This window comes from Bacillus sp. TH50 (assembly GCF_016650565.1).
Taxonomy (GTDB): Bacteria; Bacillota; Bacilli; order Bacillales; family Bacillaceae_G; genus Bacillus_A; species Bacillus_A mycoides.
This window is the reverse complement of record NZ_JAEKFM010000007.1, coordinates 1,494,927-1,517,788: the sequence shown is the minus strand read 5'-3', so window position 1 is coordinate 1,517,788 and position 22,862 is coordinate 1,494,927. Positions and strand designations below refer to the sequence as shown.

At 35.4% G+C, this 22,862-nt stretch carries 15 protein-coding genes, 6 pseudogenes and 1 riboswitch; of the genes and pseudogenes, 7 read left to right on the top strand and 14 right to left on the bottom strand.

Going from position 1 to position 22,862, the window contains the following annotated elements; all coding sequences use genetic code 11:
* Nucleotides 1-103: 103 nt before the first annotated feature.
* Nucleotides 104-250: riboswitch (cyclic di-AMP (ydaO/yuaA leader) on the bottom strand.
* Nucleotides 251-389: 139 nt separating this feature from the next.
* A complete protein-coding gene (locus JFU23_RS30965; protein ID WP_002086273.1) occupies nucleotides 390-518 on the top strand; it encodes a hypothetical protein in 129 nt (42 codons plus the stop codon).
* A gap of 62 nt (nucleotides 519-580) precedes the next feature.
* Here JFU23_RS30965 and panE read toward each other — a convergent pair whose 3' ends face one another.
* Entirely contained in the window at nucleotides 581-1,513 is a 933-nt protein-coding gene (panE, locus tag JFU23_RS24895; RefSeq protein ID WP_061675695.1) for a 2-dehydropantoate 2-reductase, read from the bottom strand.
* A gap of 175 nt (nucleotides 1,514-1,688) precedes the next feature.
* On the opposite strand from panE, the gene JFU23_RS24890 reads away from it, so the two are divergent.
* Nucleotides 1,689-3,164: a hypothetical protein gene (locus JFU23_RS24890; RefSeq protein WP_078185667.1), complete on the top strand. Its 1,476-nt coding sequence runs from the start codon at nucleotides 1,689-1,691 to the stop codon at nucleotides 3,162-3,164.
* A gap of 60 nt (nucleotides 3,165-3,224) precedes the next feature.
* On the opposite strand, the gene JFU23_RS24885 is transcribed toward JFU23_RS24890, so the two are convergent.
* Together JFU23_RS24885 and trhO are read right to left on the bottom strand one after the other, a co-directional pair.
* A protein-coding gene (locus JFU23_RS24885; protein ID WP_201032970.1) for an IS3 family transposase occupies nucleotides 3,225-4,564 on the bottom strand; the annotation gives its coding sequence in 2 pieces (ribosomal slippage) (nucleotides 3,225-4,171 and nucleotides 4,171-4,564; 1,341 coding nt in all).
* A 135-nt stretch (nucleotides 4,565-4,699) separates the two neighbouring features.
* Nucleotides 4,700-5,659, bottom strand: a complete 960-nt coding sequence (gene trhO / locus JFU23_RS24880; protein WP_201032969.1) for an oxygen-dependent tRNA uridine(34) hydroxylase TrhO — start codon at nucleotides 5,657-5,659, stop codon at nucleotides 4,700-4,702.
* 493 nt (nucleotides 5,660-6,152) lie between these two features.
* On the opposite strand from trhO, the gene JFU23_RS24875 reads away from it, so the two are divergent.
* Entirely contained in the window at nucleotides 6,153-7,448 is a 1,296-nt protein-coding gene (locus JFU23_RS24875; RefSeq protein ID WP_016103141.1) for an Nramp family divalent metal transporter, read from the top strand.
* 59 nt (nucleotides 7,449-7,507) lie between these two features.
* Here the strand turns inward: JFU23_RS24875 and JFU23_RS24870 are convergent.
* A pseudogene (locus JFU23_RS24870) lies at nucleotides 7,508-7,780 on the bottom strand (M23 family peptidase); the annotation flags it as partial.
* 54 nt (nucleotides 7,781-7,834) lie between these two features.
* On the opposite strand from JFU23_RS24870, the gene JFU23_RS24865 reads away from it, so the two are divergent.
* Nucleotides 7,835-8,365, top strand: a complete 531-nt coding sequence (locus JFU23_RS24865) for a GNAT family N-acetyltransferase (RefSeq protein WP_002126807.1) — start codon at nucleotides 7,835-7,837, stop codon at nucleotides 8,363-8,365.
* A gap of 64 nt (nucleotides 8,366-8,429) precedes the next feature.
* Here JFU23_RS24865 and JFU23_RS24860 read toward each other — a convergent pair.
* Nucleotides 8,430-10,057 (bottom strand): annotated as a pseudogene (locus JFU23_RS24860) (peptide ABC transporter substrate-binding protein).
* A 236-nt stretch (nucleotides 10,058-10,293) separates the two neighbouring features.
* Here JFU23_RS24860 and JFU23_RS24855 point away from each other — a divergent pair.
* Nucleotides 10,294-11,756 (top strand): IS1182 family transposase gene (locus JFU23_RS24855; RefSeq protein ID WP_374191743.1). Its coding sequence is split into 2 segments (ribosomal slippage): nucleotides 10,294-10,855 and nucleotides 10,855-11,756, totalling 1,464 coding nucleotides; the frame shifts between segments, so codons are not numbered across the junction.
* A 455-nt stretch (nucleotides 11,757-12,211) separates the two neighbouring features.
* Nucleotides 12,212-13,594 (top strand): alpha/beta hydrolase, encoded by a 1,383-nt coding sequence (locus JFU23_RS24850; RefSeq protein WP_201032968.1) that lies wholly within the window; start codon nucleotides 12,212-12,214, stop codon nucleotides 13,592-13,594.
* Between the two features lie 207 nt (nucleotides 13,595-13,801).
* Here JFU23_RS24850 and JFU23_RS24845 read toward each other — a convergent pair whose 3' ends face one another.
* The 7 genes and pseudogenes from JFU23_RS24845 to JFU23_RS24815 form a co-directional block, all read right to left on the bottom strand.
* A complete protein-coding gene (locus JFU23_RS24845) occupies nucleotides 13,802-15,127 on the bottom strand; it encodes a bifunctional S-methyl-5'-thioadenosine deaminase/S-adenosylhomocysteine deaminase (protein WP_201032967.1) in 1,326 nt (441 codons plus the stop codon).
* Between the two features lie 53 nt (nucleotides 15,128-15,180).
* The gene (locus tag JFU23_RS24840) at nucleotides 15,181-15,540 is read right to left on the bottom strand and encodes a YunG family protein (protein ID WP_002086281.1); all 360 of its coding nucleotides are present in this window, start codon (nucleotides 15,538-15,540) and stop codon (nucleotides 15,181-15,183) included.
* 122 nt (nucleotides 15,541-15,662) lie between these two features.
* Nucleotides 15,663-15,893: pseudogene (locus JFU23_RS24835) on the bottom strand (pentapeptide repeat-containing protein); the annotation flags it as partial.
* 141 nt (nucleotides 15,894-16,034) lie between these two features.
* Nucleotides 16,035-17,165: pseudogene (locus JFU23_RS24830) on the bottom strand (RNA-guided endonuclease InsQ/TnpB family protein).
* Nucleotides 17,125-17,762 (bottom strand): annotated as a pseudogene (locus JFU23_RS24825) (IS607 family transposase). The pseudogenes JFU23_RS24830 and JFU23_RS24825 overlap by 41 nt, the downstream one beginning before the upstream one ends.
* 512 nt (nucleotides 17,763-18,274) lie before the next feature.
* Nucleotides 18,275-18,652 (bottom strand): annotated as a pseudogene (locus tag JFU23_RS24820) (pentapeptide repeat-containing protein); the annotation flags it as partial.
* Nucleotides 18,653-18,708: 56 nt separating this feature from the next.
* Nucleotides 18,709-19,632, bottom strand: coding sequence for an alpha/beta hydrolase (locus tag JFU23_RS24815; RefSeq protein ID WP_002186154.1), 924 nt, complete (start codon nucleotides 19,630-19,632; stop codon nucleotides 18,709-18,711).
* A 209-nt stretch (nucleotides 19,633-19,841) separates the two neighbouring features.
* Between JFU23_RS24815 and JFU23_RS24810 the strand changes: the two genes are divergently transcribed.
* Nucleotides 19,842-20,603, top strand: a complete 762-nt coding sequence (locus tag JFU23_RS24810) for a DODA-type extradiol aromatic ring-opening family dioxygenase (protein WP_002012144.1) — start codon at nucleotides 19,842-19,844, stop codon at nucleotides 20,601-20,603.
* Nucleotides 20,604-20,658: 55 nt separating this feature from the next.
* Here the strand turns inward: JFU23_RS24810 and JFU23_RS24805 are convergent, their stop codons facing one another.
* Together JFU23_RS24805 and JFU23_RS24800 are read right to left on the bottom strand one after the other, a co-directional pair.
* Complete coding sequence (locus JFU23_RS24805) at nucleotides 20,659-21,873, bottom strand: multidrug efflux MFS transporter (RefSeq protein ID WP_002086285.1); 1,215 nt, start codon at nucleotides 21,871-21,873, stop codon at nucleotides 20,659-20,661.
* A gap of 115 nt (nucleotides 21,874-21,988) precedes the next feature.
* Nucleotides 21,989-22,855 (bottom strand): GNAT family N-acetyltransferase, encoded by an 867-nt coding sequence (locus tag JFU23_RS24800; protein ID WP_201032966.1) that lies wholly within the window; start codon nucleotides 22,853-22,855, stop codon nucleotides 21,989-21,991.
* Between the last annotated feature and the right edge of the window lie 7 nt (nucleotides 22,856-22,862).

Sequence of the window (22,862 nt, the reverse complement as noted above, 5' to 3'; positions counted from 1 at the left end):
CTAGTTACAGCGATAAACTATTTCTTCAGAAAACAAAAATGTCTACAAGCCATAACGAAATAGACTTGTAGACATTATTTTTTTTGTCGCACAAGCTCCACCTTCCTTCTCAATATAACGCTTACGAGGTTAGCTGTCGGATTCGGGCCTATGAGTAGCCCTACCTTTTTCAAGGATTCACCCCATTGGATTATGTACTAATCCATAAGAACGGGTCCCCCGCACCATGCGGCTTCAGCGATTTAGAAAATTGAAACTGTGGATTATAATACTCCTTTATTTTCAAAAAGTAAACAAAAATTTTAAAAAAGAAAAAAATTAAAACGATTGCGCATAATCCACCGAAAAATATACATAATGAATACTAAAAATCCACAAAGGAGTCCCGTATGTCTAAAGAAAAGAAGCCACTTTTTTCCGATTCCTATTTAGATGCAGTAGCAAATGAAATTAATCAGCTATATGGTAAACGTGAAAGAGAACGAAATACGACAGATAAACCGAAAAGAAACGAATAAATTGTCAAAAAGAAACAAAAAAAGGATAGCAACATTTATATTTTGCTATCCTTTACTCTTTTTCATACCATTTCTTTAGTAAAAATCATTTTTTCATATACCTTTAAATTTTGATACACAACACTTAATAAAGGCACATCTATAGACATTTCCTCTGCTAATTTCAATAAGTATCCTTGTAAATGCTTCCCTTCAATGAGCGAACCTTTTTCCATATCCCGTTGCATCGATGACTTCATGTCATACGAAATTTTATCAATCGTTTTCATATGTTCCTGGGCGATATTGTCCTTAACTGGAGCCCCCATAGATTTCATGATTTGCACTGATTCTTCAAATAAGTTCCTAATAAATTCTCGGCCTCCATCACTCTCACGAATCGGTCCTATCGGCGCACGCATTAATGTTGTCACACCTGACATTACGGTGATAAATAAATATTTATGCCACATATCTTGCACAATATTTTCACTTAAAACAAAACTAGCTTTTGTATCTGCAAATGTTTTAGAAATAAGCTTTATTCTCTCTGAATCTTGAGGCTTAATTTCCCCAAATACAAGTCTGTTGGCAGCACTCGTTTGTACAATTTCTCCCTGATCGTTTAATGTCGTCTCGATAAAGCATAGACCGCCAATTACTTTCTCTTCACCGAATTCCTTTTGTAATAGTGATAAATGAGCGATACCATTTAACAATGGGATTATTACAGTATTTTTACCTACAAACGGCTTTAAATCTATGGTCGCCTCGTGTAAATGATACGCTTTTGTTGAAAATAAAATCACATCAAATGGAGTCGTTCTATCTTCTTTCGTTACCAATTTCGGTTGAAATGAAAAATCTCCATTAACACTACGAATAACAAGGCCTTTTTCTTCTAATTGCTGTTTTCTTTTGCTGCGAACGAGAAATGTAACATCTTCTCCCTTTTCTACTAATCGGCCACCGAAAAATCCGCCAACGCCCCCAGCTCCTAATACTAAAATACGCATACAACATCCCCCTTTTTCTAACACAATTATACTAATTTTAGTATACATAACATTATACATGTCCCTTGTTAAATAAGCTGAATTTTCATTCTTAATCTAATGAACAAGAGAGGTTATTTTCAAGAAAAATTGGGCATGTTGTTTCTATAGCTTATACGGAAAGGAAACAATGTAAATGGAGGCAATACAAACAATCGAGGAAAAAGATGTAACAACAGCTATATTTCAATTTATATTCCCGTTTTCGTTTAAAACTGGATATGAACAAAATATGTTCCCTTTCTTACAAAAAAATGATTTTCGACCTTTTCGACTCGATCATCTTGAAGATGAAAATACATATTACGGGAAATTTCAAGTTTCACATCAAAATATGGAAGCATACTATCTTTCCTTTACAAATAAAATTCTCTTTCCTCATTCAGAACATCAAAAAGGATTACAGCGCTATTCTAAAGACCTTAATTTAAATGGACATTTAACAACTAACCTTATTTCCGTTCCATTCAAGATACATTCTATTGATGTAACACTTTGTCCTTATGAGCTTGGGTTCTTAACAATTCGGACAGAAATAAAAACCGCTCCTAACATGACATTATCAGAAGCAATTGAATTCGCGGCTCGCTTCCGTGTACTTGAAACTAAAAGTGATACGACTGAGACTATTTGTATTGAATGTGATGGAAAAAAATATTCACAAGTAGAAAAACTTATATTCGGTGATTTATTTCATGGTTTAACAGACTTCTTTGAGAACAAGAGATTGCGGAGTTCTTACTTTCAAACATTCCCTTTCTTTGAAGACCAGCGAATGTATGTACAAACTCTATTATCCATAAACAAAGAGTCAGACCTTCATATAATCGATGTATATCGAGCTTCCAGTCTTTCTGGATTATCAGATGATGGTAAGCCATATATTAGTGCAAATAATGTTCCTTATATTCACAATTATTTAACAAAACATTCTTATCAAAGATGGGCTCCTAACCGTTACTTTATTATGGAAGAACATATTTTCACATGTATTACAAATGAAGGTGAACAAGCAGTCACTAAACTTGCTAGCCAAATGTACGGGGAGTTTTATTACGCTTTATTATTAAATTTATTTCATAAAGTTGTTTTATTAAAGATGGCAAACGCCTATGCTGAATTAAATATTGAACAAGATACAAATGAGATAGAGAAATTAATTTATTCAATAAATTCGTTTACAGCTAATTATTTTTCTTTAGAATTAGTATCCCAATCACAAAGTGAAGATATTTTCTTTCGTCTAAGAAAACTTTTTAACATTGAAGTACTGTACACGAACGCGAAACAAAATCTCGATAGTTTATTTAAATATCAAGAAAATGTTGCTTCAAAAAAAGATAGCCTCTTATTATTAATTTTAACGCTCTATTCTGTTGTAGGCCAAATGTTAGGGTTTACTATGATTGACCTTTTAAGAAACACCGATTCAAACAAAATATCATCGCCTTTTGAATTTTTCGCTCTATTAATAGCGATTAGCGGTATAGTCATTTCACTTATTTTAGGTATACAAAGTTTATACCAATGGAGTGTACAACATAAAAGAAGAAAAGCATGGGTAAAACAAACTGTACTTTCTGCTGTGAAAGAGAAGGATAGTACAAAGTAACTAAAAAACAGATGGCAGCACGATAATCTGTACCCTTTGTAAAGGACATTTTTAAAAAAGTTAGGCAACATCAAGAAGATGATTTCTGTATCCAACAGGAGTCATCTTTTTTAAATTCCATTGATATCTATAGTGATTATAGTACGTCATATATTTCTTAATCTCTTGTTTCAACTCAGTAAAAGACTCGCAAGGTTTTATATGTGCTTCATCTTTCAGATGACCAAAAAATGATTCTTGTGGAGCGTTATCCCAACAGTTCCCTCTTCTTGACATAGATTGTCCGAGCTTTAGCTTTTTGACTAATTTTTGGTAGGTAGGGCTTGTGTAGTGGGCTCCTTGATCTGAATGAATATATGCACCTTCAGTCAATCGAATCCTCTTATTCCGTTTTAGTTTATGAAGAGTTGTTGTTACGAGGTCTAATGTCATCTGTTCTGAAACATGGTAAGCTAAAATTTCATTGGTTGAGCCATCTAAAATTGTAGATAAATAAGCTCTTTTATTCTTACCGTAAACTAAATAAGTGATATCTGTAAGAAGCGTTTTTCCTGGGGTGTTTTGTTTAAATTCTCGATTTAATTGATTCGGCACTACTCGATGTTCTTTTGAAGCTTTCAGCATTCTTTTATAAGGATTTGCTTTCCGAATCGGACAGACAATCTCATATTTTTTCATGATTCTACGGATACGCTTTAAATTGTAGACAACTTGAAAATGACCCACCAATGTCATTTTTATTTGACGAGCCCCTTTCTTTCGATTTCTAAATCGAAGTGCTTTTAATATGATTTCTTTCACGATTTCATCTTGATTGTTCTTTTGTTTCCGTTGTTCTTGAGATGAAATGGAAAAATAATTATAGTATCCCGAACGGGATACACCAGCTACTTTACACAAATAATTCACCATATTTCTTAAGTTATATTTTATGATGACAGAACGAATCAGGATATATTTCTGACTAGGTGATAACGTTATTTCCTTCTCATCCTCCCTTCCATAAGTTTGATCTTTTTTAACAATTCATTTTCTGCCTTTAGTAAGTTCCGTTCGGCTTCTAAACGAGCATACTTCTCTTCTAACGTAAGCTCTCTCTCAAGAGTTCTTCCCGCGCCCGCGTTTTGGGTGCGTGTATCTCGCAAACCAAATACACCATTTTTTCTGTAAGCAGCACGCCACCTACTTCCTGATGACATAATTCGTTTCATTCCAATCATATCTATATCAAAACCACATTCTTCAAAAATATTTCGAGGTAGTTTTCCTTTCTCATTTTCCTCAATAAAAATACGCTTAAATTCATCTGTATAAGTGATACCTTTCTGACTTACAGATTTTATGTAGGGGTTATTTGATAGAATTTGAATGTCTCTTTCTGTAAATAGCTTTTTTGTCATTTTGAACTTTCTCCGATCCCAATTTTCTCTCATTATACAAGAAATACCCTATAGAATAGACTTTTTTTTCAGTGTCTATTCTGTAGGGTACATTTTACGATGCTACCATCTGTTTTTTTATTAAGCTAATTTTGCTTACTTACCTGCTTCGATTTTTTCTAATGTAGCAGCTACTTGCTCTTCTGTTAATTCGTGTTGCACGATGTAACGGTTACGTGGGTGTACACGACATTCATGAGAACATGCACGTAAATGTTTTGCTTCACTTTCTTCAGAACATAAAATTTTCTTGTTACATTCAGGGTTTGCACAGTTTACATAGCGCTCACAAGGTTCACCTGTAAAGTGATCTTTACCAACGATAACATGTTCTCTTTGGTTTACTGGTACAGCGATACGCTCATCAAATACGTAACATTGACCATCCCAAAGTTCACCTTGTACTTCTGGATCTTTTCCGTACGTTACAATTCCGCCATGAAGCTGACTTACATCTTCATAACCTTCACGAACTAACCAACCAGAGAACTTCTCACAACGAATTCCCCCTGTACAGTACGTTAAAATCTTTTTACCTTCAAGTGTTTCTTTATTTTCTCTAATCCAATCTGGTAATTCACGGAATGATTCAATATCTGGTTTAATCGCACCTTTGAAGTGTCCTAAATCAAATTCATAATCATTTCGTGCATCAATGATAACTGTATCTTCTTGTTTCATTGCCTCATAAAAATCTTTTGGTTCTAAATACTTCCCGGTAATTTCTTTCGGGTTAATGTCGTCTTCTAGACGAAGTGTAACTAACTCTGAACGAGGACGTACGTGCATTTTCTTGAATGCATGTTCATCCGCCTCATCAATTTTAAACACGATTCCAGCAAAACGTGGGTCATTGTTCATCGCTTCCACGTATTTTTCTGTTTGCTCAACAGTACCAGAACAAGTTCCGTTAATTCCTTCTGTCGCTACAAGAATTCTTCCTTTTAACTCAAGTGATTTACAAAATTCTAAATGCTGTTCAGCAAATTCTTCTGGGTTTTCAATTGTTGTGTACATGTAATATAGTAATACTCTATATGGTTTTGTAGTTGCCAATGTATTTCTACCACCTATCTAAATTTTAAAATCATGTATAAGTTAACGTTCATATCAAAACATATATAATAAGAAAATATATACAAAATTATACGTAGCCTATTTTCTTCTATTTACAATTTTTTCTATAAGTTAACAGAAATAAAAACAAGATTACAGAACAAAACACTACGGTTAGGTTGTAATCCCAATATATTATATATCATACAATTTCATTTCCATCAATTAATATGCTGTAATATAGGCTGTATGTTCACATAAATTTCAAAAACAACCCTATAATTTATTATCTTCTCCCTTATTCAGCAACCATAAACTCCCAAAATATTTTTGTATCGTCACACCATTCATTGCACACAGTCATATAATTTGCATTAAGGAAACTTTTATGTTCAAATGAAATTGCCACATCATATATCTAAACGTATTGAAATAACGAGTAAGAATAAAGTGAAACTTTAATTAAGTTAAGATTTCAAAGGGGAATACTAATATGAATAAAGATATAACAAAAAATGAACAAGTCCCTTCTCAAAGTACAACAGTTCAATCAGCCCATTTAGCGTTAAGTGGACAAACAAAAGGCTTTAAAAGACTGTTACCATTCTTAGGACCTGCTTTCATCGCATCAGTTGCTTATATTGATCCTGGGAACTTCGCTACAAATATCGCAGCTGGATCACAATATGGGTATTTATTGCTTTGGGTAATACTCGCTTCTAATTTAATGGCTGTATTAATTCAAACTTTATCAGCTAAATTAGGAATCGCTACTGGGAGAAATCTTCCTGAAGTAGCTCGCGAAAACTTCCCCAAACCAGTTTCCATCGGTTTATGGATACAAGGGGAACTCGTTATTATGGCTACAGATTTAGCTGAATTTATCGGGGCAGCACTTGGCTTATACTTACTATTTGGAATTCCGATGTTACCAGCTGCTTTAATTACAGCAGTTGGATCATTTATTATTCTTGAATTTCAACGCAGAGGCTTTCGTCCATTAGAAGCTATCATAACAGGTATGATTTTTATCGTTGTTATCGCTTTTGGTATCCAAGTCTTTTACGCAAAACCGGAATTAAGCCCTCTACTCTCCGGACTTTTCACTCCAAAATTCCAAGGTGTAGATAGCATCCTTTTAGCAGCTGGAATTTTAGGTGCGACAGTGATGCCGCACGCGATATATTTACATTCGGCCTTAACGCAGCGCCGTGTAGTCGGAACAAATGATGAACAAAAGAAAAAGATTTTCCGCTTCGAATTCATCGATATTATTATTGCAATGGTTATCGCTGGAGCAATTAATGCAAGTATGTTAATTGTAGCAGCTGCACTATTCTTTAAAAACGGCTTGCACGTTGAAGACCTTGATGTTGCTTTTAACCAGTTCAGTAATTTAGTCGGTCCTGTATCGGCTGCATTATTTGGGATTGGACTTTTATCAGCAGGTTTATCTAGTTCTTCTGTTGGTACGATGTCTGGTGATATTATTATGCAAGGATTCATTCGAATGCATATTCCGTTATACTTACGCCGATTTATAACAATGATTCCGCCTCTCGTTATTATCGCTTTAGGTGTAAATCCAACTTACGCTCTCGTTATGAGTCAAGTTGTCTTATCTTTCGGTATTGCCTTTGCATTAGTACCACTTATTATGTTTACAAGTAATAAGAAGATTATGGGTGCACTCGTCAACCATCGCATTACAACATTTATCGCGTGGTTAATCGCTGCACTTATTATCGTTTTAAATATTTTCTTACTGTATCAAACATTTGTAGGTTAATAAAAAAGGGTATTCCAAATTTGATTTGGAATACCCTTTTTGTATGAAATGATTTCCTTCTACTTACCACTTATGTATGTCCCTCTTTCCGGCATTATCGCACCTTTTTCAGTTCGAAAATAAAGTGGTAAGCCTTCAGTGAAAAACATACTCACCTTGGATGGATCCTGCCTTTGATGATGGATATGTAAATGTGGTTCACTTGAACTTCCTGAGTTACCGACTTGTGTAAGAAACAAAAATACCCCCGATTCATCTAGTCGTAAATAAATATGATTAACAGCCATAGATTCAAAATCATCCTTACCCCTTGAATAATCTTTATTTTCAGATTAAATTATATAATAACAAATACATTCTAGTTTCATAAGAAATGGAGTGAAAGCATGTTTCCTATATTAAAAACCAACCGACTCATTTTACGAGAACTTACCGACGAAGATGCACCGAGTATATTACAGTGCTTTTCTAATACCGATGTCCTGCGCCATTATGGCCAAAAACCATTGCAAAATTTGGATCAAGTAAAACAAATCCTTACTAATTTTAAATTGGGGTACAACGCAAGAAGCGGCATTAAATGGGGAATCGAATTAAAAGACAAGAAAGGGCTCATCGGAACAATTGGTTTTCATGATTGGTCTTCCGAACATAAACGAGCAAATATAAGTTATGCCTTTTTGCCTGAACACTGGGGAAATGGATATGCTACTGAGGCAGTTTCTGAAATTATATCTTATGGCTTCCATACGCTTCATTTAAAACGTATCGGGGCAATTGTATTTCTTGAAAACGAAGCTTCAAATAAAGTGCTATTAAAATTAGGATTTGAAAAAGAAGGGATTCTAAAAAACTATATGTATCAAGATGATATCCCATATGATACGAATTTTTATTCTTTATTAAAATCCGTTTAATAGATATAATTCCAAAAAAGAAACCTCACTTTTAAAAGTAAGGTTTCTTTTTTGATTAATAGTTTTACTTATTATCGATATAAGCATTCTTATAAGTATAAACGCCACCAAATTGATGCTTTTCAATTCCTTTTACATAATCCTTTTGTACATAAGCGGAACCAATATGATAAAGCGGTGCTACCGCAGCGTCCTCTAATATGACCTGCTCAGCTTCTCGCAACGCTTCCCATCTTTTCTTTTGATCTAGTATAAGATCATTTTTAGCTTTTTTATTAGCTCATCGTAATGAGGATTAGAATAATTCATTTTATTATTTGGATTATTTGTCGTAAATAGCTCTAAATAACTAATTGGATCTTTATAATCTGGTCCCCAATTTACCATAGATATATCGTAATCACCTGTTTGTTCTAATTGTAATTTCTGCTTAAATGGCTGTTGTTTAATTTGTATCGTTAATCCATGCAAATTCTTCTCTAAGTCACCTTTTATATATTCCGCCATACGTTTTGCGTTATCTTGTTCAAACGTTAAAAACTCGAGTTTTATTTGTTCTACTCCAAGTTCTTTTTTCGCTTCTTCCCAAATCTTTTTCGCATTTTGCAAATCATATGGAGAAAGATCTCCGTTTTCTTTTCTAAAATCTTTACCAGTCTCTTCATTTACATGACCAACTGGTACAAGTCCACTTGCAGGTTTTGCCCCGTTATTAATAAAGTGAGTAACAAAATCCTTCTTATTTAACGCTAATGAAATAGATTGACGTACTTTCTTATTTGCTAACGCATTATTTTTCTCATTAAAACGTAGCATAGCAATTCCAGGATCGCTTGACATATGTAATTCCTTATTCCCTTTATACTTGTCTACAAATTGCGAATTAATAGGCACTCGATCCAAATCACCAGCTTCGTATAAATTAACAACCGTCATTGTATCTTTTACAATTTGAAAGTTTATTTCGTCTAATTTCACTTTCTTTTGATCCCAATATGTAGCATTCTTCTTTAATTGAAACTCTTGTTCATGCTTCCATTTCTCTAATACAAATGGCCCATTATATATGAGATTACTAGGTTCCAATGCATAATTCTTTCCTTGTTCTTTCAAAAATGATTCATGCTGTGGTAAGTAAATAGGTAGTGCTAACAACTGTAAAAAATAAGGAATTGGCTGTTCGAGTTCCACTTCTAACTTATAATCATTTATAACTTTAACCCCAAGTTCATCAAGAGGCATTGTTCCCTTATTTATCTCTTTCGCATTTTTCACGTAAAAGAGCATGTACGCATATTGAGACGCTGTTTCAGAATTAATTGCACGTTTCCATGCAAACATAAAATCATTTGCTGTCACACTGTCTCCATTTGACCATTTTGCATCTTTACGCAAATCAAATGTATATTTTTTACCATCTTCACTTCTTTTAAACGATTTTGCTACTGCTGGAATAGGCTGATCTTGATCATCTAATACATACAACCCTTCAAATATGTTTTGCATAACATGTGCTGATGTACCATCCATCGTTTTCGCAGTATCAAGAGAAGGAATTTCTTCTGATACTGTTACATTTAATACTTGTTTTTTTGCCTCTGTTTCACTTTTATTCGCTTTATTATTACAAGCTGTTAATAATAAAGCGGTAACAAGTGCCATTACCATTAAACGGCTCTTCTTTCGCTTCATGAGTTGTTCTCCTTAAGTATAAAATATTATAAAGCGTTATATATTATAGCAGAAATATGAATAGAAAGATGCGACATTCTTTTGAATATTTATTCGTTCAAGAAAAAAAGCTATCCTTTTAAAAAAGGATAGCTTTTCCAGGCTGTGGAGAAAGCCTTCTCCACAGCCTATTTTTGTGTCTGAACCTCTTTTTATGTGTCAACACTGATAAAAAAGAGGAAAAGGAGAGATTTCTTATGATGGGTGCTTTAAAAAATCATCGCGACGAGCGTGTATCTGTTTCTGTAGAAGAATTGGTTCCACAAGATCATTTCCTTCGTGCGATTGAAGCGACAATTAGTTTTGATTTTATTGAGGAGAAGTTACGCCCTTATTATTGTGAAAACAATGGCCGTCCGTCAATCCATCCTATCGTTTTATTTAAGATGATGTTTATTGGATATTTTTATGGTATTCGTTCTGAGCGTCAATTGGAAAAGGAGATTAAAACGAACATTGCCTACCGTTGGTTTTTAGGGTTCTCTCTATCAGATACAATTCCAGATCATTCTACAATCAGTTGGAATCGCCGTACTCGTTTCGTTCATACAAATATTTTCGAAGAAATTTTTGATGAGATTGTGAGACAAGCGACGGAGCGCCGTATGGTAGGAGGACGTGCGTTGATGACAGATTCCACACACATTAAGGCCAATGCCAATAAAAATAAATTTGTACATAAATATAAAAAAGAAAAGGCAAAGTTCTATATAGATGAACTAGAAGCTGCGGTAATCGAAGATCGTGAGGCGCACGGAAAAAAGAATTAAAACCTAGAAAGGAAAGTGATACCCCTACTAAAAAAACTCGGATAAGTACAACGGATCCAGATAGTGGATTTTTAATGAGAGATGGAAAACCGAACGGTTTTCATTTTTTAGATCATCGTACGACTGATGCGAAGTACAATATTATTACAGATACCTATATAACGGCTGGAAATATGGCAGATTCCGAGCCGTATTTAGCACGTCTACAAGCTCAAGTTGATAAATTCGGGTTTGAAGTGGAAGCTGTAGCTCTTGATGCAGGCTATTTTACAGGATATATCTGTAAGAAGTTATCAGAAAGAAATATATTTATGGTGATGGGGTATCGCCGATTTGGAAAGAGAAATAAAGAAGTACCGAAAAGCCAATTTAAATATGTAGAAGAAATGAATGCATTTGCTTGTCCGATGGGATGTATTTTAGAATATGCGACAACGGATCGCGAAGGATATCGTCAATATAAATCGAATCCAGAAGACTGCGCTGTTTGTCCGCTACGTGAGGTATGCTTTTCAAAGAAACAAAAACAAAAAGTTATCACCCATCATATATGGGAGAAATATAAAGATATCGCTAGAAAAAACAAACTAACAGCTACAGGGAAAAAGTTGTATAAAGTACGATGTTCAACTATAGAGCGAAGCTTTGCGGATGCAAAAGAACTACATGGCTATCGATATGCTCGGTTTCGAGGGCTGAAATCTGTCCAAATGCAGGCTTACCTCACCGCCGCTTGTCAAAACATGAAAAAAATAGCCCTCCATCTAACCAAAAAGGGGTTGGTGGAGGGCTATTTTTCTAAATTCTACTATTTTTTGTTGTTTTCTTTCGCTAAAATCAAAAAAGATTCCAGAGTGTTGGGAACCCTAAAGGGTTTCCCAACACTCTGAAAAAGCTATCCTTTTAAAAAAGGATAGCTTTTCCTTAATAAAATCAAAACTAATTGTCGCCTTAATTGTATGAAGGAAATGTTCTTTCGGAATTAAATCTTACATAGAAAAAGATACGCTTTCATCACAATGATTTTTAAAGCATCATCCTAAGAAATTTTTCCTTTTCTCTTTTTTATCTGTGTTGACATATAAAAAGTAGTTCGGATAGAAAGTGTTATTTTACAAATCTTATATACTTAAGGATTTTGTAAGGTTCAAGTAAGAAAAACGAGAGCTTTGTTTCGTATAGTCAAAATATGAAGTGAAGGAAAAGAGGTTAAGAGTTTCCAGAGCGATTAAGACAAAGTCAGTACTGTTGGTTTTAGATGAACATATCAATGGTTCAGACGTTTTTACACCAGAACCCTAATTACCATACCTGTTTTTTACCATCACATATTGGAGATTAAAACATGAATAAAAAAAAGAAAATACAAAAATCAGTACTTACCTTTACCCTACTCTTTTCTTTAGGTGTTTCATCTTTCCCGCTTACAACAGCTATTCACGCAGATACATGCGAGGAGCAATCTGCAGAAAAGAAACGAATCTCTTTAACGGAGCGTACATCATTATTTTTTGAATATCTCCAGCAAGGTAAGTATGCAGAGGCACTTCAGTTGACGTCTGCTGCTTTTCAATCCAAGTTTACAGCAAGCACATTACAAAACTGGTGGAAACTAAGTGACTGGAGCGGGATAAAAAGCATGGGAACCCCGGTGATAAAAGAACGAAACTTGGTCCATCAGACGGTGGAAATTCCAGGAACTACCCAAGGAACTACGATACCGTTACTCCTTAAATTCACACCTGGCGGGAAAGTAGATGAAGTTGGGGTAAGGATGCCTCCGGAACCTTATATTATCCCGCATCCTAGCTATGATCAACCTACTTCCTATCAAGAACGTGAAATCGTCATTGGAAATTCTACCTATCCGTTACCAGCCACATTAACGGTTCCGAAACATAAGCCTGGTGAAAAGGTACCCGTAGTTGTTCTTGTTCATGGTGCTGGCATCCATGATCGCGATAGTACATATCTCGGGACAAAAATCTTACGAGACATTGCGGCGGGCCTTTCGTCCAACAGAATTGCGGTGTTACGCTATGAAAAACGCACCTTTGAACACGCATTAAAGATGAGTACAGAACCTGTTACGTTAGACCGTGATACTACAGATGATGCCATATATGCAGCAAAATCAGCAGCGCAGCAGGAAGGCATTGATCCAAATAATATTTTCATTCTGGGACATAGCCTAGGAGCTGGCACAATGCCTCGTATACTGAGCAAAGCGCCTTCCTCACTTGTCCGAGGAAGTATCTTGCTTGCACCACCTGCTCGCCCTTTGACTGACATTGCCATTGATCAGTATCAATACCTTGGGGCGTCAAAGGAAGAAATCGATGAACTAAAAAGACAGGTCGCTTTTATCCAGGATCCTACGTTCAATCCTGACCATCCTCCAGCTGGCTACAATTTTGGGTCGCCTCATTTTATGTATGATGTTTCTAGGTGGCGTCCAGTTGAAGAGGCAAAATCACGAAAAGAGCCTTTACTCATTCTGCAAGGAGCACGCGATTATCAAGTAACAGTAAAAGATGAATATACTAAATGGCAGGAAGGACTTTCAAACCGCAAGAATGTCCAGTTCAAAGAATACCCGAAATTGAATCATTTTTTCACCGAGGGTGATGGGGAATCAAGTCTTCCTAGTGAATACGAAATCCCTGCTAATGTTCCCGAGTATGTCATCCGGGACATTATTACATGGGTCAATGAGACAAGAAAATAAGAAAACATCAAAATCCTTCATGCAATAATGATTGCATGAAGGATTTTTTGAAACTAGTGATTTTATCTAAACCATTCTCTTCTGTTTTATTAATCAACACTAATAAAAAATCTCTCCTTCTCCTCTTTTTATCAGTGTTGACACATAAAAAAGATTCAGACACAAAAATAGGCTGTGGAGAAGACTTTCTCCACAGCCTGAAATTACCTATCTTTGTAAACCTCGTTTATAACGACTTGCTTCAAATATAATACGCTCTTCATCTAACGTTTTACATTCACCATTCCAAACGACACGTTTACCATTAATAATTACATCGCTTATATCTTTTCCACTAGCTGCATACACAAGATGTGATAACACTTCATCTGCCGGTTGTAAATGTGGCTTATTAGATGGATCAATCGTAATAAAATCAGCACACTTACCAACCTCAAGTGATCCCGTTTGTTTCATACCAATTACTTCCGCAGCTCCTTTTGTCGCAAGAGAAAGAGCTGTTTCAACTGGTAATGCTGTTGCATCTTGATGAATACCTTTTTGTAATAATGTTGCAATGCGCATTTCTTCAAACATATCTAAATTGTTGTTAGACGCCACACTATCTGTTGCAATTCCTACTTTCATCCCTGCTTCTAGCATCGCTTTTACATTCGCTATACCAGAACCTAGTTTTAAATTACTATTTGGGTTATGTGCTACTCGAACATCATGTTCTGCTAAAAATGCACGCTCATTTTCATTTAATACTACACCGTGTGCAATAACCGTTGGACGTTTAAACAATCCACAACTTGCTGCATATTCTACTGGACGCTTCCCATACTGTGCTTCAATATCACGTACTTCACGCTCTGTTTCAGAAAGATGAATATGAACCATCGTTTGATTTTCTACTGCAATACGAGCACACTCTTCTAACAGTTCTGTGGAACATGTATATGGACTATGCGGCGCAACCATCGTAGTTAACATACCACTTTCTTTATAGTAGCGCTTCACATATTTCTCAGCTTCTTCTATCGCTTTCTTTTCATCGTCTTTCGTTCCGAAGCTAAATAAAGTTCTTGAAACAGCAGCACGCATTCCACTCCTTGATACCGTTTCCATAATTGCATCTTGGTCTACTCCAATAGGATTAAACATATCAGAGAATGATGTTGTACCACTTTTCACCATTTCAAGTAATCCTAATTCCGTGCTAGCGACCGCAAGCTCTGGCGTAAACTGACTTTCAAGTGGCCAAATTCTCGTCTCAAGCCATGGCTGCAATAACATATCATCGCCAATACCTCTTAAGAGACTCATTACAACGTGTGTATGTGTATTGACAAGCCCTGGTAAAACCCACTTTCCTTCCATGTCAATTACTTCATCTACTTCAAAATCGTTAGCGAATTCTCCGCTATTTATATCTATAATTTGATCATTTTCTACAATGATATATCCATTTTCTATCACTTCATTTTGTTCATTCATCGTTGCAATTGTAGCGTTTACATAAGTTGTTTTCAAAAGTATTTCCCCTTTCAACTCTATGAAGTTCCCTTTAATTAGTTACCACCATTATAGTAACTTATTGAAGATTAAGAGTCAAAAGATAATTTTAATTCTTTCGTTGTCTTTTCCTTCAAAATGCTATATTGTTTTTCATTTGTATCTGCAAATGCTTCTTCACGGCTCGACTTCATGTCCATATAGTTTAATGTTTCATGAAATTGGGTCCTAGTAAAATCATACCTTTTCCCATCTACTTTATTGTAGAAATGCCATACTTCCCCTATCTTCGTCTTTATTATCTCTCCCCCACACAATTCTTGGACAATAAGGGCCGTTACACCACATTGTCCCTTTGCTGGGCTTTCGCTCGTCCACTTAGAACTCGTTTCTATTGACCAAGATTTTCTTAATGCTTCATATAGTTGTTTAATCTTTATGCTATCCATATTCAGCATCTCCTGACATTAGCAATTTCACACATCATATTATAAAAGCGGTAAAAGGCAATCTTTAAAAATCATTACTATTTGTAACACCGTTCAATATATTGAACGGTGTTACAAATGATTTAATTCACCTTTGCTCCATAACATCTCGCAACTGCAACCGCCTGCGCTATATCTAATTTCACGTTTTTTAAATCAAAAGCTTTAAAATCAACTCTATCAACTACAGCTCCTCTTAAATCCGCACCACTAAGTTTCACCTTACCTAATTGTGCGCCCGTTAAATCCGCTTCACGCAAATCTGCTTTTTCTAAATTACATTCATATAGGTCAGCTTCAATTAAACGAATACCGATACGATAAACTTAACTAAATCTATACAATTCAATCAAATTTACACAAGTTAGTGCTTCAAAGTGTTCTCGCAACCCCGAAGGGACGAGGGGTATAACACTCCACACGAGGCAGTATCGTTACCTCCTATTATCAAGCATTTATTTTGCCCATCTTGATAAATTTATCGCAGCATTTAAATCCCTCTCGTGATGGCTATTGCACCCAACACAACACCACTCACGTATTTTTAAACTCCACTGCCCTTCTGGTTGAACTGAATGGTCGTATTTAACGCCACAACATGAGCAAATCTTGCTTGAGGCGAACCATTTATCAGCTTTTACATACTCAATGCCATACTTATCGCACTTGTATGATAAACATTGAAAGAAGAAGTTTAATTTTTGAAATGAAAATGCTTTCGATAGTTTTTTGTTTTTTAACAGGTTTGAGATAGGTAAGTCTTCCACAACGACCCTCATTGGTTTGGTTTTCACCAATTTAGCTGTTGCTTGATGGATATGGTTATTTCGGATATTCGTAATTTCCCTAGATAACCGCAGGTGCTCAGTTTTAGCTTTTTCATATCCGGCAGACTGAATTTTTACACCTTTTTTAAATCTCCTAGACATATCTCTTTGTGCTGACTTTTTCCTTTTCAAAAGCTTTTTAACCTTGGCATCTTTGTTTATATTTCGTTCTTTCGTACCATTAGAAGCTACAAACAACTCTTTTAAACCAACGTCCACACCAATCGACTCATTGGTTAGTTCTGGTGGTTCGAATTCTTCTTTGAACCCTACACTAATCCACCAGTGACGACCATCAAATGTAACTCTTGGATTTGATGGTTTTTTGTTTCTTGGTAGTTGTTGGCTTGTTTTCACTTCTCCAATAGACTGAATATCAACTACTTTCTTTCCTATAATCAGTCTTTCATAATTGGTATAAAATCCTTGGATTAAATCTTTTTTGGTTTTATAAGAAGTGTGATAGCCATTTTTGTACTTTTTGAACGAATTTTTTCGCGCCTTGTCAAAATCTTTTGAAGCCTGTTTTGGAACTTATGCGTTGATGTCATTTAACCACTCATATCGCTTTCGCTTCTTGATCTTTGTAAATCGTTTCTGTAAAGCTAACTGTGAAACAGATTTTCCAAATAGCTTATAGTATCTATCACTCATTCTTTTACAATAGTTATAAGCGAATCTTGAAGCTCCAGCATGGTTTCTAAGCACTTTTTCTTGTTCAGACGTTGGAATCAATCTGACTTTCTTCGCCAATATCATCAGAAATCAACTCCTTGATTATCTGTTTGGTCTTTTTAGAGCGCTTGCCTTGAAGTTTACAACTAAATACTGTAATGATCTGAACAAGGTCTTCTACGACCTCCTGTTCTTCTGTCTTAGTAGTATTGTCAATTACTTCAATCGCTGTTCCGTGTAGTTGACAAATCTTTTCAACCAACTCATGACCGAACCTCACAAGTCTATCTTTGTGCATGACAACAATTTTTCAACCTCATTGTTCTCAATGCGTTCAATTAACTTGTTAAAGCCTTTTTTCTTATAGTTGATTCCAGAACCAATATCTTCGATAATTTCAAATTGATAACCTCGCGCGATAAGATATTGCTTCATTCTATCGACTTGTCTTTCTAGGTCGTTTTTTTGACTCGAAGAACTGACTCTACAATAGCCAATTACTGTGCGATTATTTGGGCGCTCCCCTTTTAGATAATGAAAGATTTGCTCTTCTGAATAGTAGCGTGTCCCACCAGCAGTCACCTTTTCAGGTACTAATTCACCGCTTTTGTGCATTCTCCTAAGACTACTAGGATGCAAACCTGTTAATTCCGATACTTGACTAACTCGTAAAAATTTCATTATTATTCTCACCTCATTGAATCCGCAATAGTACATACATTCGATAGATTCAATGAAGTTTGATAGATTTAATTAGATTTATCTTGTTCAACTAAGGGCGCAATTCCTTAGCCAGTTCTCTTATGAACTTCTCATGTTTTCACATGAGCGCAGACTATATGTTTATCTACTTAGAGATAAAGGATTTTTCCACCACCATAGGCTTGTGATGTACTCTCGTCAGTTATACGAGATAGTCGTTGAACGTTCATCTTATCAATTTTAACTTAGATGATTCGATGCGGAAGACCCATTGTTCTAATGTTTAGGATTTAACCTTGCACCATCTGATTGATTTTTTCTGCTTTCGCAACATTCACGCTCACCATTTCTAGCCACGTTGTAGTTCAATCAGCTTTAGGGATTGCCCGCAGTTAACCCTCACTACTAGCCAATCACTTGACTAGCAGGGCTTACTGATATATTTAATTAACTTTAGTTATAATTGGTTAAATAAATCGTAACAGTTAGTTACCCTTTAACATTTGTTTACTTAAGTTCGCAAACCTTAAATTCGTATATGACCAATCGCCTGATATAATTGTTATTCCGTCTAAATTCGCCTCTTCGAAATCCGAACCAGTCATTTTACATTCTTCAAACTTAGATACAAATAAATTCGCACCAAAAAACCTACAATTAGCAAACGTAGTTCCTTGATGGATAGAAGCATTAAAAAGAGTACCAGTAAAATCACATTCTATGAAATTACAGTTTTCGGTAAAAACTTCTGATGCATCTATCCCTCTAAAACGGCATTTTATGAAGGTACAATTTTTCAATTCCTCTTCTTTTATCCAGACATCTTGAAAATCTATTTCTACATATTCTTTATTTACAAATTCACTCATAATCAATCCTCCAATTTTTCAAAAAACCTCACTTCAGCATGAAGTGAGGTTTCTTCTTATACAATATGCTCATCTAACCATGAAATCAAATCTTGAAATACATCTTCTCTATTCACTTCATGGAACATTTCATGTCTACCATTTTCATATAAGCGAAGTGTTACATCTTTCACACCACATTTTTTATAGTTTTCGTATACTTCTTTTACACCTTTCCCCATATCCCCAACAGGATCACGATCACCAGAGAATATATGTATTGGAAGATTTTTTGGTGTCTTCTTGTATTCTTCTATTTTATTTACTTCTAGAACTCCATGAAACAATTCTCGGTAAAAACTAGTCGTGCAAATAAATCCACATAACGGATCCGCAATATATTTATCAACTTGATTAATATCTGAAGATAACCAATCAAATTTCGTACGATTTGGCTTAAAGTGCGAGTTGAAGTTTCCGAAAGATAAGAAGTTCAGCATCGGACTTTTCGTTTTGGGCCCGCGTAGTTTCATCTCAATTGTGGCTACTTTATGACCGATACTTCCTAAAAGCCCTGGATTTCCACCAGTTCCTGAAATAAGGAATCCATCATATAATTCACCTTTAAATTGTACAGCACGTCTTGATAAAAAAGAACCCATACTATGTCCAAGTAAAAATAACGGGCATGTCTGCTCTTCTTTTATCATTTCCGAAACAAAGATAACATCAGACACAGCCTGATTCCAACCTACATTTGGTTCAAAATGACCATAGTCTTCTTCTCTTTTTACTGTTTTTCCATGCCCTTTATGATCATGAGCATAAACACCATATCCTGCTTCTAATAAGGCATCAATAAATTCTGTATAAACACCTGCATGTTCTGTCATACCATGTGCAATTTGAACAATTCCCCGCGGATTTCCTTCTGGTAACCATTTACGCAAGTAAATTTCCGATTTATCCAATGCCGTAACGAAATTTTCCTGTATGCTCATTCCGACAGCCTCCAAATCTATTATGTATATCTTTTTTTATAATGAATAAACATTCATTATTCTTATTATGTATTATATGCAATTGCTTTCATTATGACAAATGATCTATTTTTCCGATTACATATTAAACTATTATCTTGACGAATTTAAAATAAAATTATATAGTTACTTACATAAAGTAATTAATATATTTTTAGGAGGTTTTAATCATGATGCCCTCACTATTTTTAGCACATGGATCACCTATGCTTGCTATTCAAGATACAGACTATACACGCTTTTTAAAGACACTTGGAGAAACATATAAACCGAAAGCTATTGTTATTTTTACCGCTCACTGGGAAAGTGAAGTATTAACGATCTCCTCTTCAGATGAAGTATATGAAACAATTTATGACTTTGGAGGTTTTCCTCCTGAGTTATACGAAATCAAATATCATGCGAAAGGCTCTTCTAGCATTGCGTCTATGCTAGAAACAAAATTTAAAAACAAAGGCATTCCAGTCCATCATAATATGACGAGAGGTTTAGATCATGGCTCATGGACACTCCTGCATCGTATGTACCCAGAAGCCAATATTCCTGTCGTACAAATATCAGTAAATCCATTCCTTCCTGCAAAAGAACAATTTGAAATTGGAGAAGCACTAAAAGGACTTGGACAAGAAGATATTTTAGTAATCGGCAGCGGAGTTACTGTTCATAATTTACGAGCATTAAAATGGAATGAAACAACTCCGGAACAATGGGCGATTGAATTTGATGATTGGATTATAAATCATATGCATACTAGCGATAAAGATGCATTGTTTAACTGGGAAAGAAATGCTCCTCATGCACAATTAGCTGTACCAAGAGCGGAACATTTTGTTCCTCTATTTATCGCGATGGGTAGTGGTGAGAACGACGGTACGGTCATTCACCGTAGCTACGAGCTTGGTACATTAAGTTATCTTTGCCTTCAATTTTAATGAAAAAGGATGAAGCAATATTGCTTCATCCTTTTTCTGTTTTTCATTCACATAGTTAACTAACTTCCAAATGTCGTTTCTCTGATACCTCTTCGTTCTTACTATGAAAATAAACCCAAATGCACGCAATAAATAATAGTGATGATGTAGAGAAGAAAACATATTGGAAGCCTGCATGAGCTGCAATTTGTCCACCAAGTACTGGCCCAATCATATTTCCTAAAAACTGAAATGATTGATTATATCCAAATATTCGTCCCGTTACATGGGTTGGCGTATGTTGTTTTAGTAGAGTTTGTACGGAAGGTAATAGTCCTGCTTGTGCAATACCTAATAAAAAGCGAAGAATTAATAGTTGCCAAGCTGAGGTTACAAATGCTTGCGGAATAAAAATAATTCCTGCAGCAAACAACGCTACAACTAACGTTTTTTGAGGTCCAATATGATCTGATAATCTTCCTAGCTTAGGAGCTGCTAAAATAACTGCTAATCCTGTCGCAGACATGACTGCACCTGCAAGCATTTCAATATGATCTGTTCCTGGTCCTGCCAAATGCTTTACGTACAACGTAATAATAGGTTGAATCGACATATTTGCAAGCTGAATAATAAACGTTGCTACAAATAAACTTATTATTAAATGTTTTGCAGGGACCATCGTCCATACTTTTTTCGGCTGTGCCTTTTTTTCTTTAGCAGAATGTTTCTCCTCATGTAAGAAGAAAAAGACGATAAGAAAGGACAGGAATAAGAAAGCTCCTGTAACTAGAAAAACATGGCGCATTCCGATTAACTCTGACAAATAACCTCCGAGTATCGGCCCAAGTAACGAACCGCTCACGCCTCCAGTTGAGATTGTAGAAATTGCCCAACCTGAATGTTCTTGCGGAGTTTCTGCAGCAATAAGTGTCATCGCTGTAGAAAGGAAACCTGATACCGATCCCATTAAAAACCGAAGTGCGACTAATTGATACACATCTGTCACAAACCCCATAAGCGTCATAATTATCGCCATACCAAGGCTAGCACGTATAAGCATCAATTTCCGTCCATGTATATCACCGAGCTTTCCCCATATCGGTGATACAATCGCACCCATTAAAAATGTTACACCAAATGCAAGTCCCGACCACTGTGCAATACTAGAAGTGCCGGTCACCCCTAATTCCTCAATATAAAAAGATAAAAAAGGAATTACTAAACTCATACCGGCTGCAGTGGTAAAACAACCTAGCCAACAAATCATTAAATTTCGTTTCCAGCTGGCCATTTTCACACCTTCTTTCATTAGATACCCATTCTACACCGTTTCCTGGAAAAAGTTTAGTAATTTGATTTATACATAATTAACTCTATCCCTTTGTATTCTTTGCAAAGGGATAGAGTTAATTATCTCCTATGGGTATTAAACGTGCATTACAGCACCTCTCATAAAACTCAATCGGACCTGCTTGTCCTATAATTGCATACTCATATCCGCTTTTCTTCATGTTATATAAACAATGATTCAATACCGTCTTCCCAACACCGTTCACACGATTATGTTTCGCTGTACCCATCGGGCCAAACAACCCTTTTTTTCCTCTCACAACATCGTAACAAGCGAAACCAATGATTGCTCCTTCCTGCTCAGCAATAAAAATAGGTAACTCCTCTTTATATGTCCGAAATCCATAATCTAAAGATTTTAACCAACGTTCACCAAATTCATCCTTAACAAAACGTGCCAACTTTTCAAAATCAGAAAAGACAGCTCTTCTAACATTAAAATTAAAATTATTATAAATAGGATTAAATCTTTTTAAATCAACGGTTAAGTCTCTTGACTCAGATGTAATACTCAACAGCTCTTTTTGCACGTTTTTACTTATAACCTTTTCAATAACTGTATCCCCTTGAAAAATTGCATATAAAACATGCCCTTCATTTATTACTATTTGCTGAAAACGTTCCATCCGTTTCTTCGCTACTTTTAAAACTTCTATCGTCTTATTTGAAACTTTAAACTCCCCAACATTTATGTATTCTATTTCATTTGCATAATATTGTTGGAGTAACGATATCTTTGCTAAAAAATCCATACCCACCGTGTGAAATAAATACATATGTAACTCCGCGCAAACTCCAGTACCTTCCTTACAAGCTCCTATAAATAGATGAACTGGATGGATAATACCTTTACTACACTCAGCCTCTTCTGCTGCAATCTCCAATATTTTATATGCACGTTTTGTAAATTGGAATTCCATCATCTATATC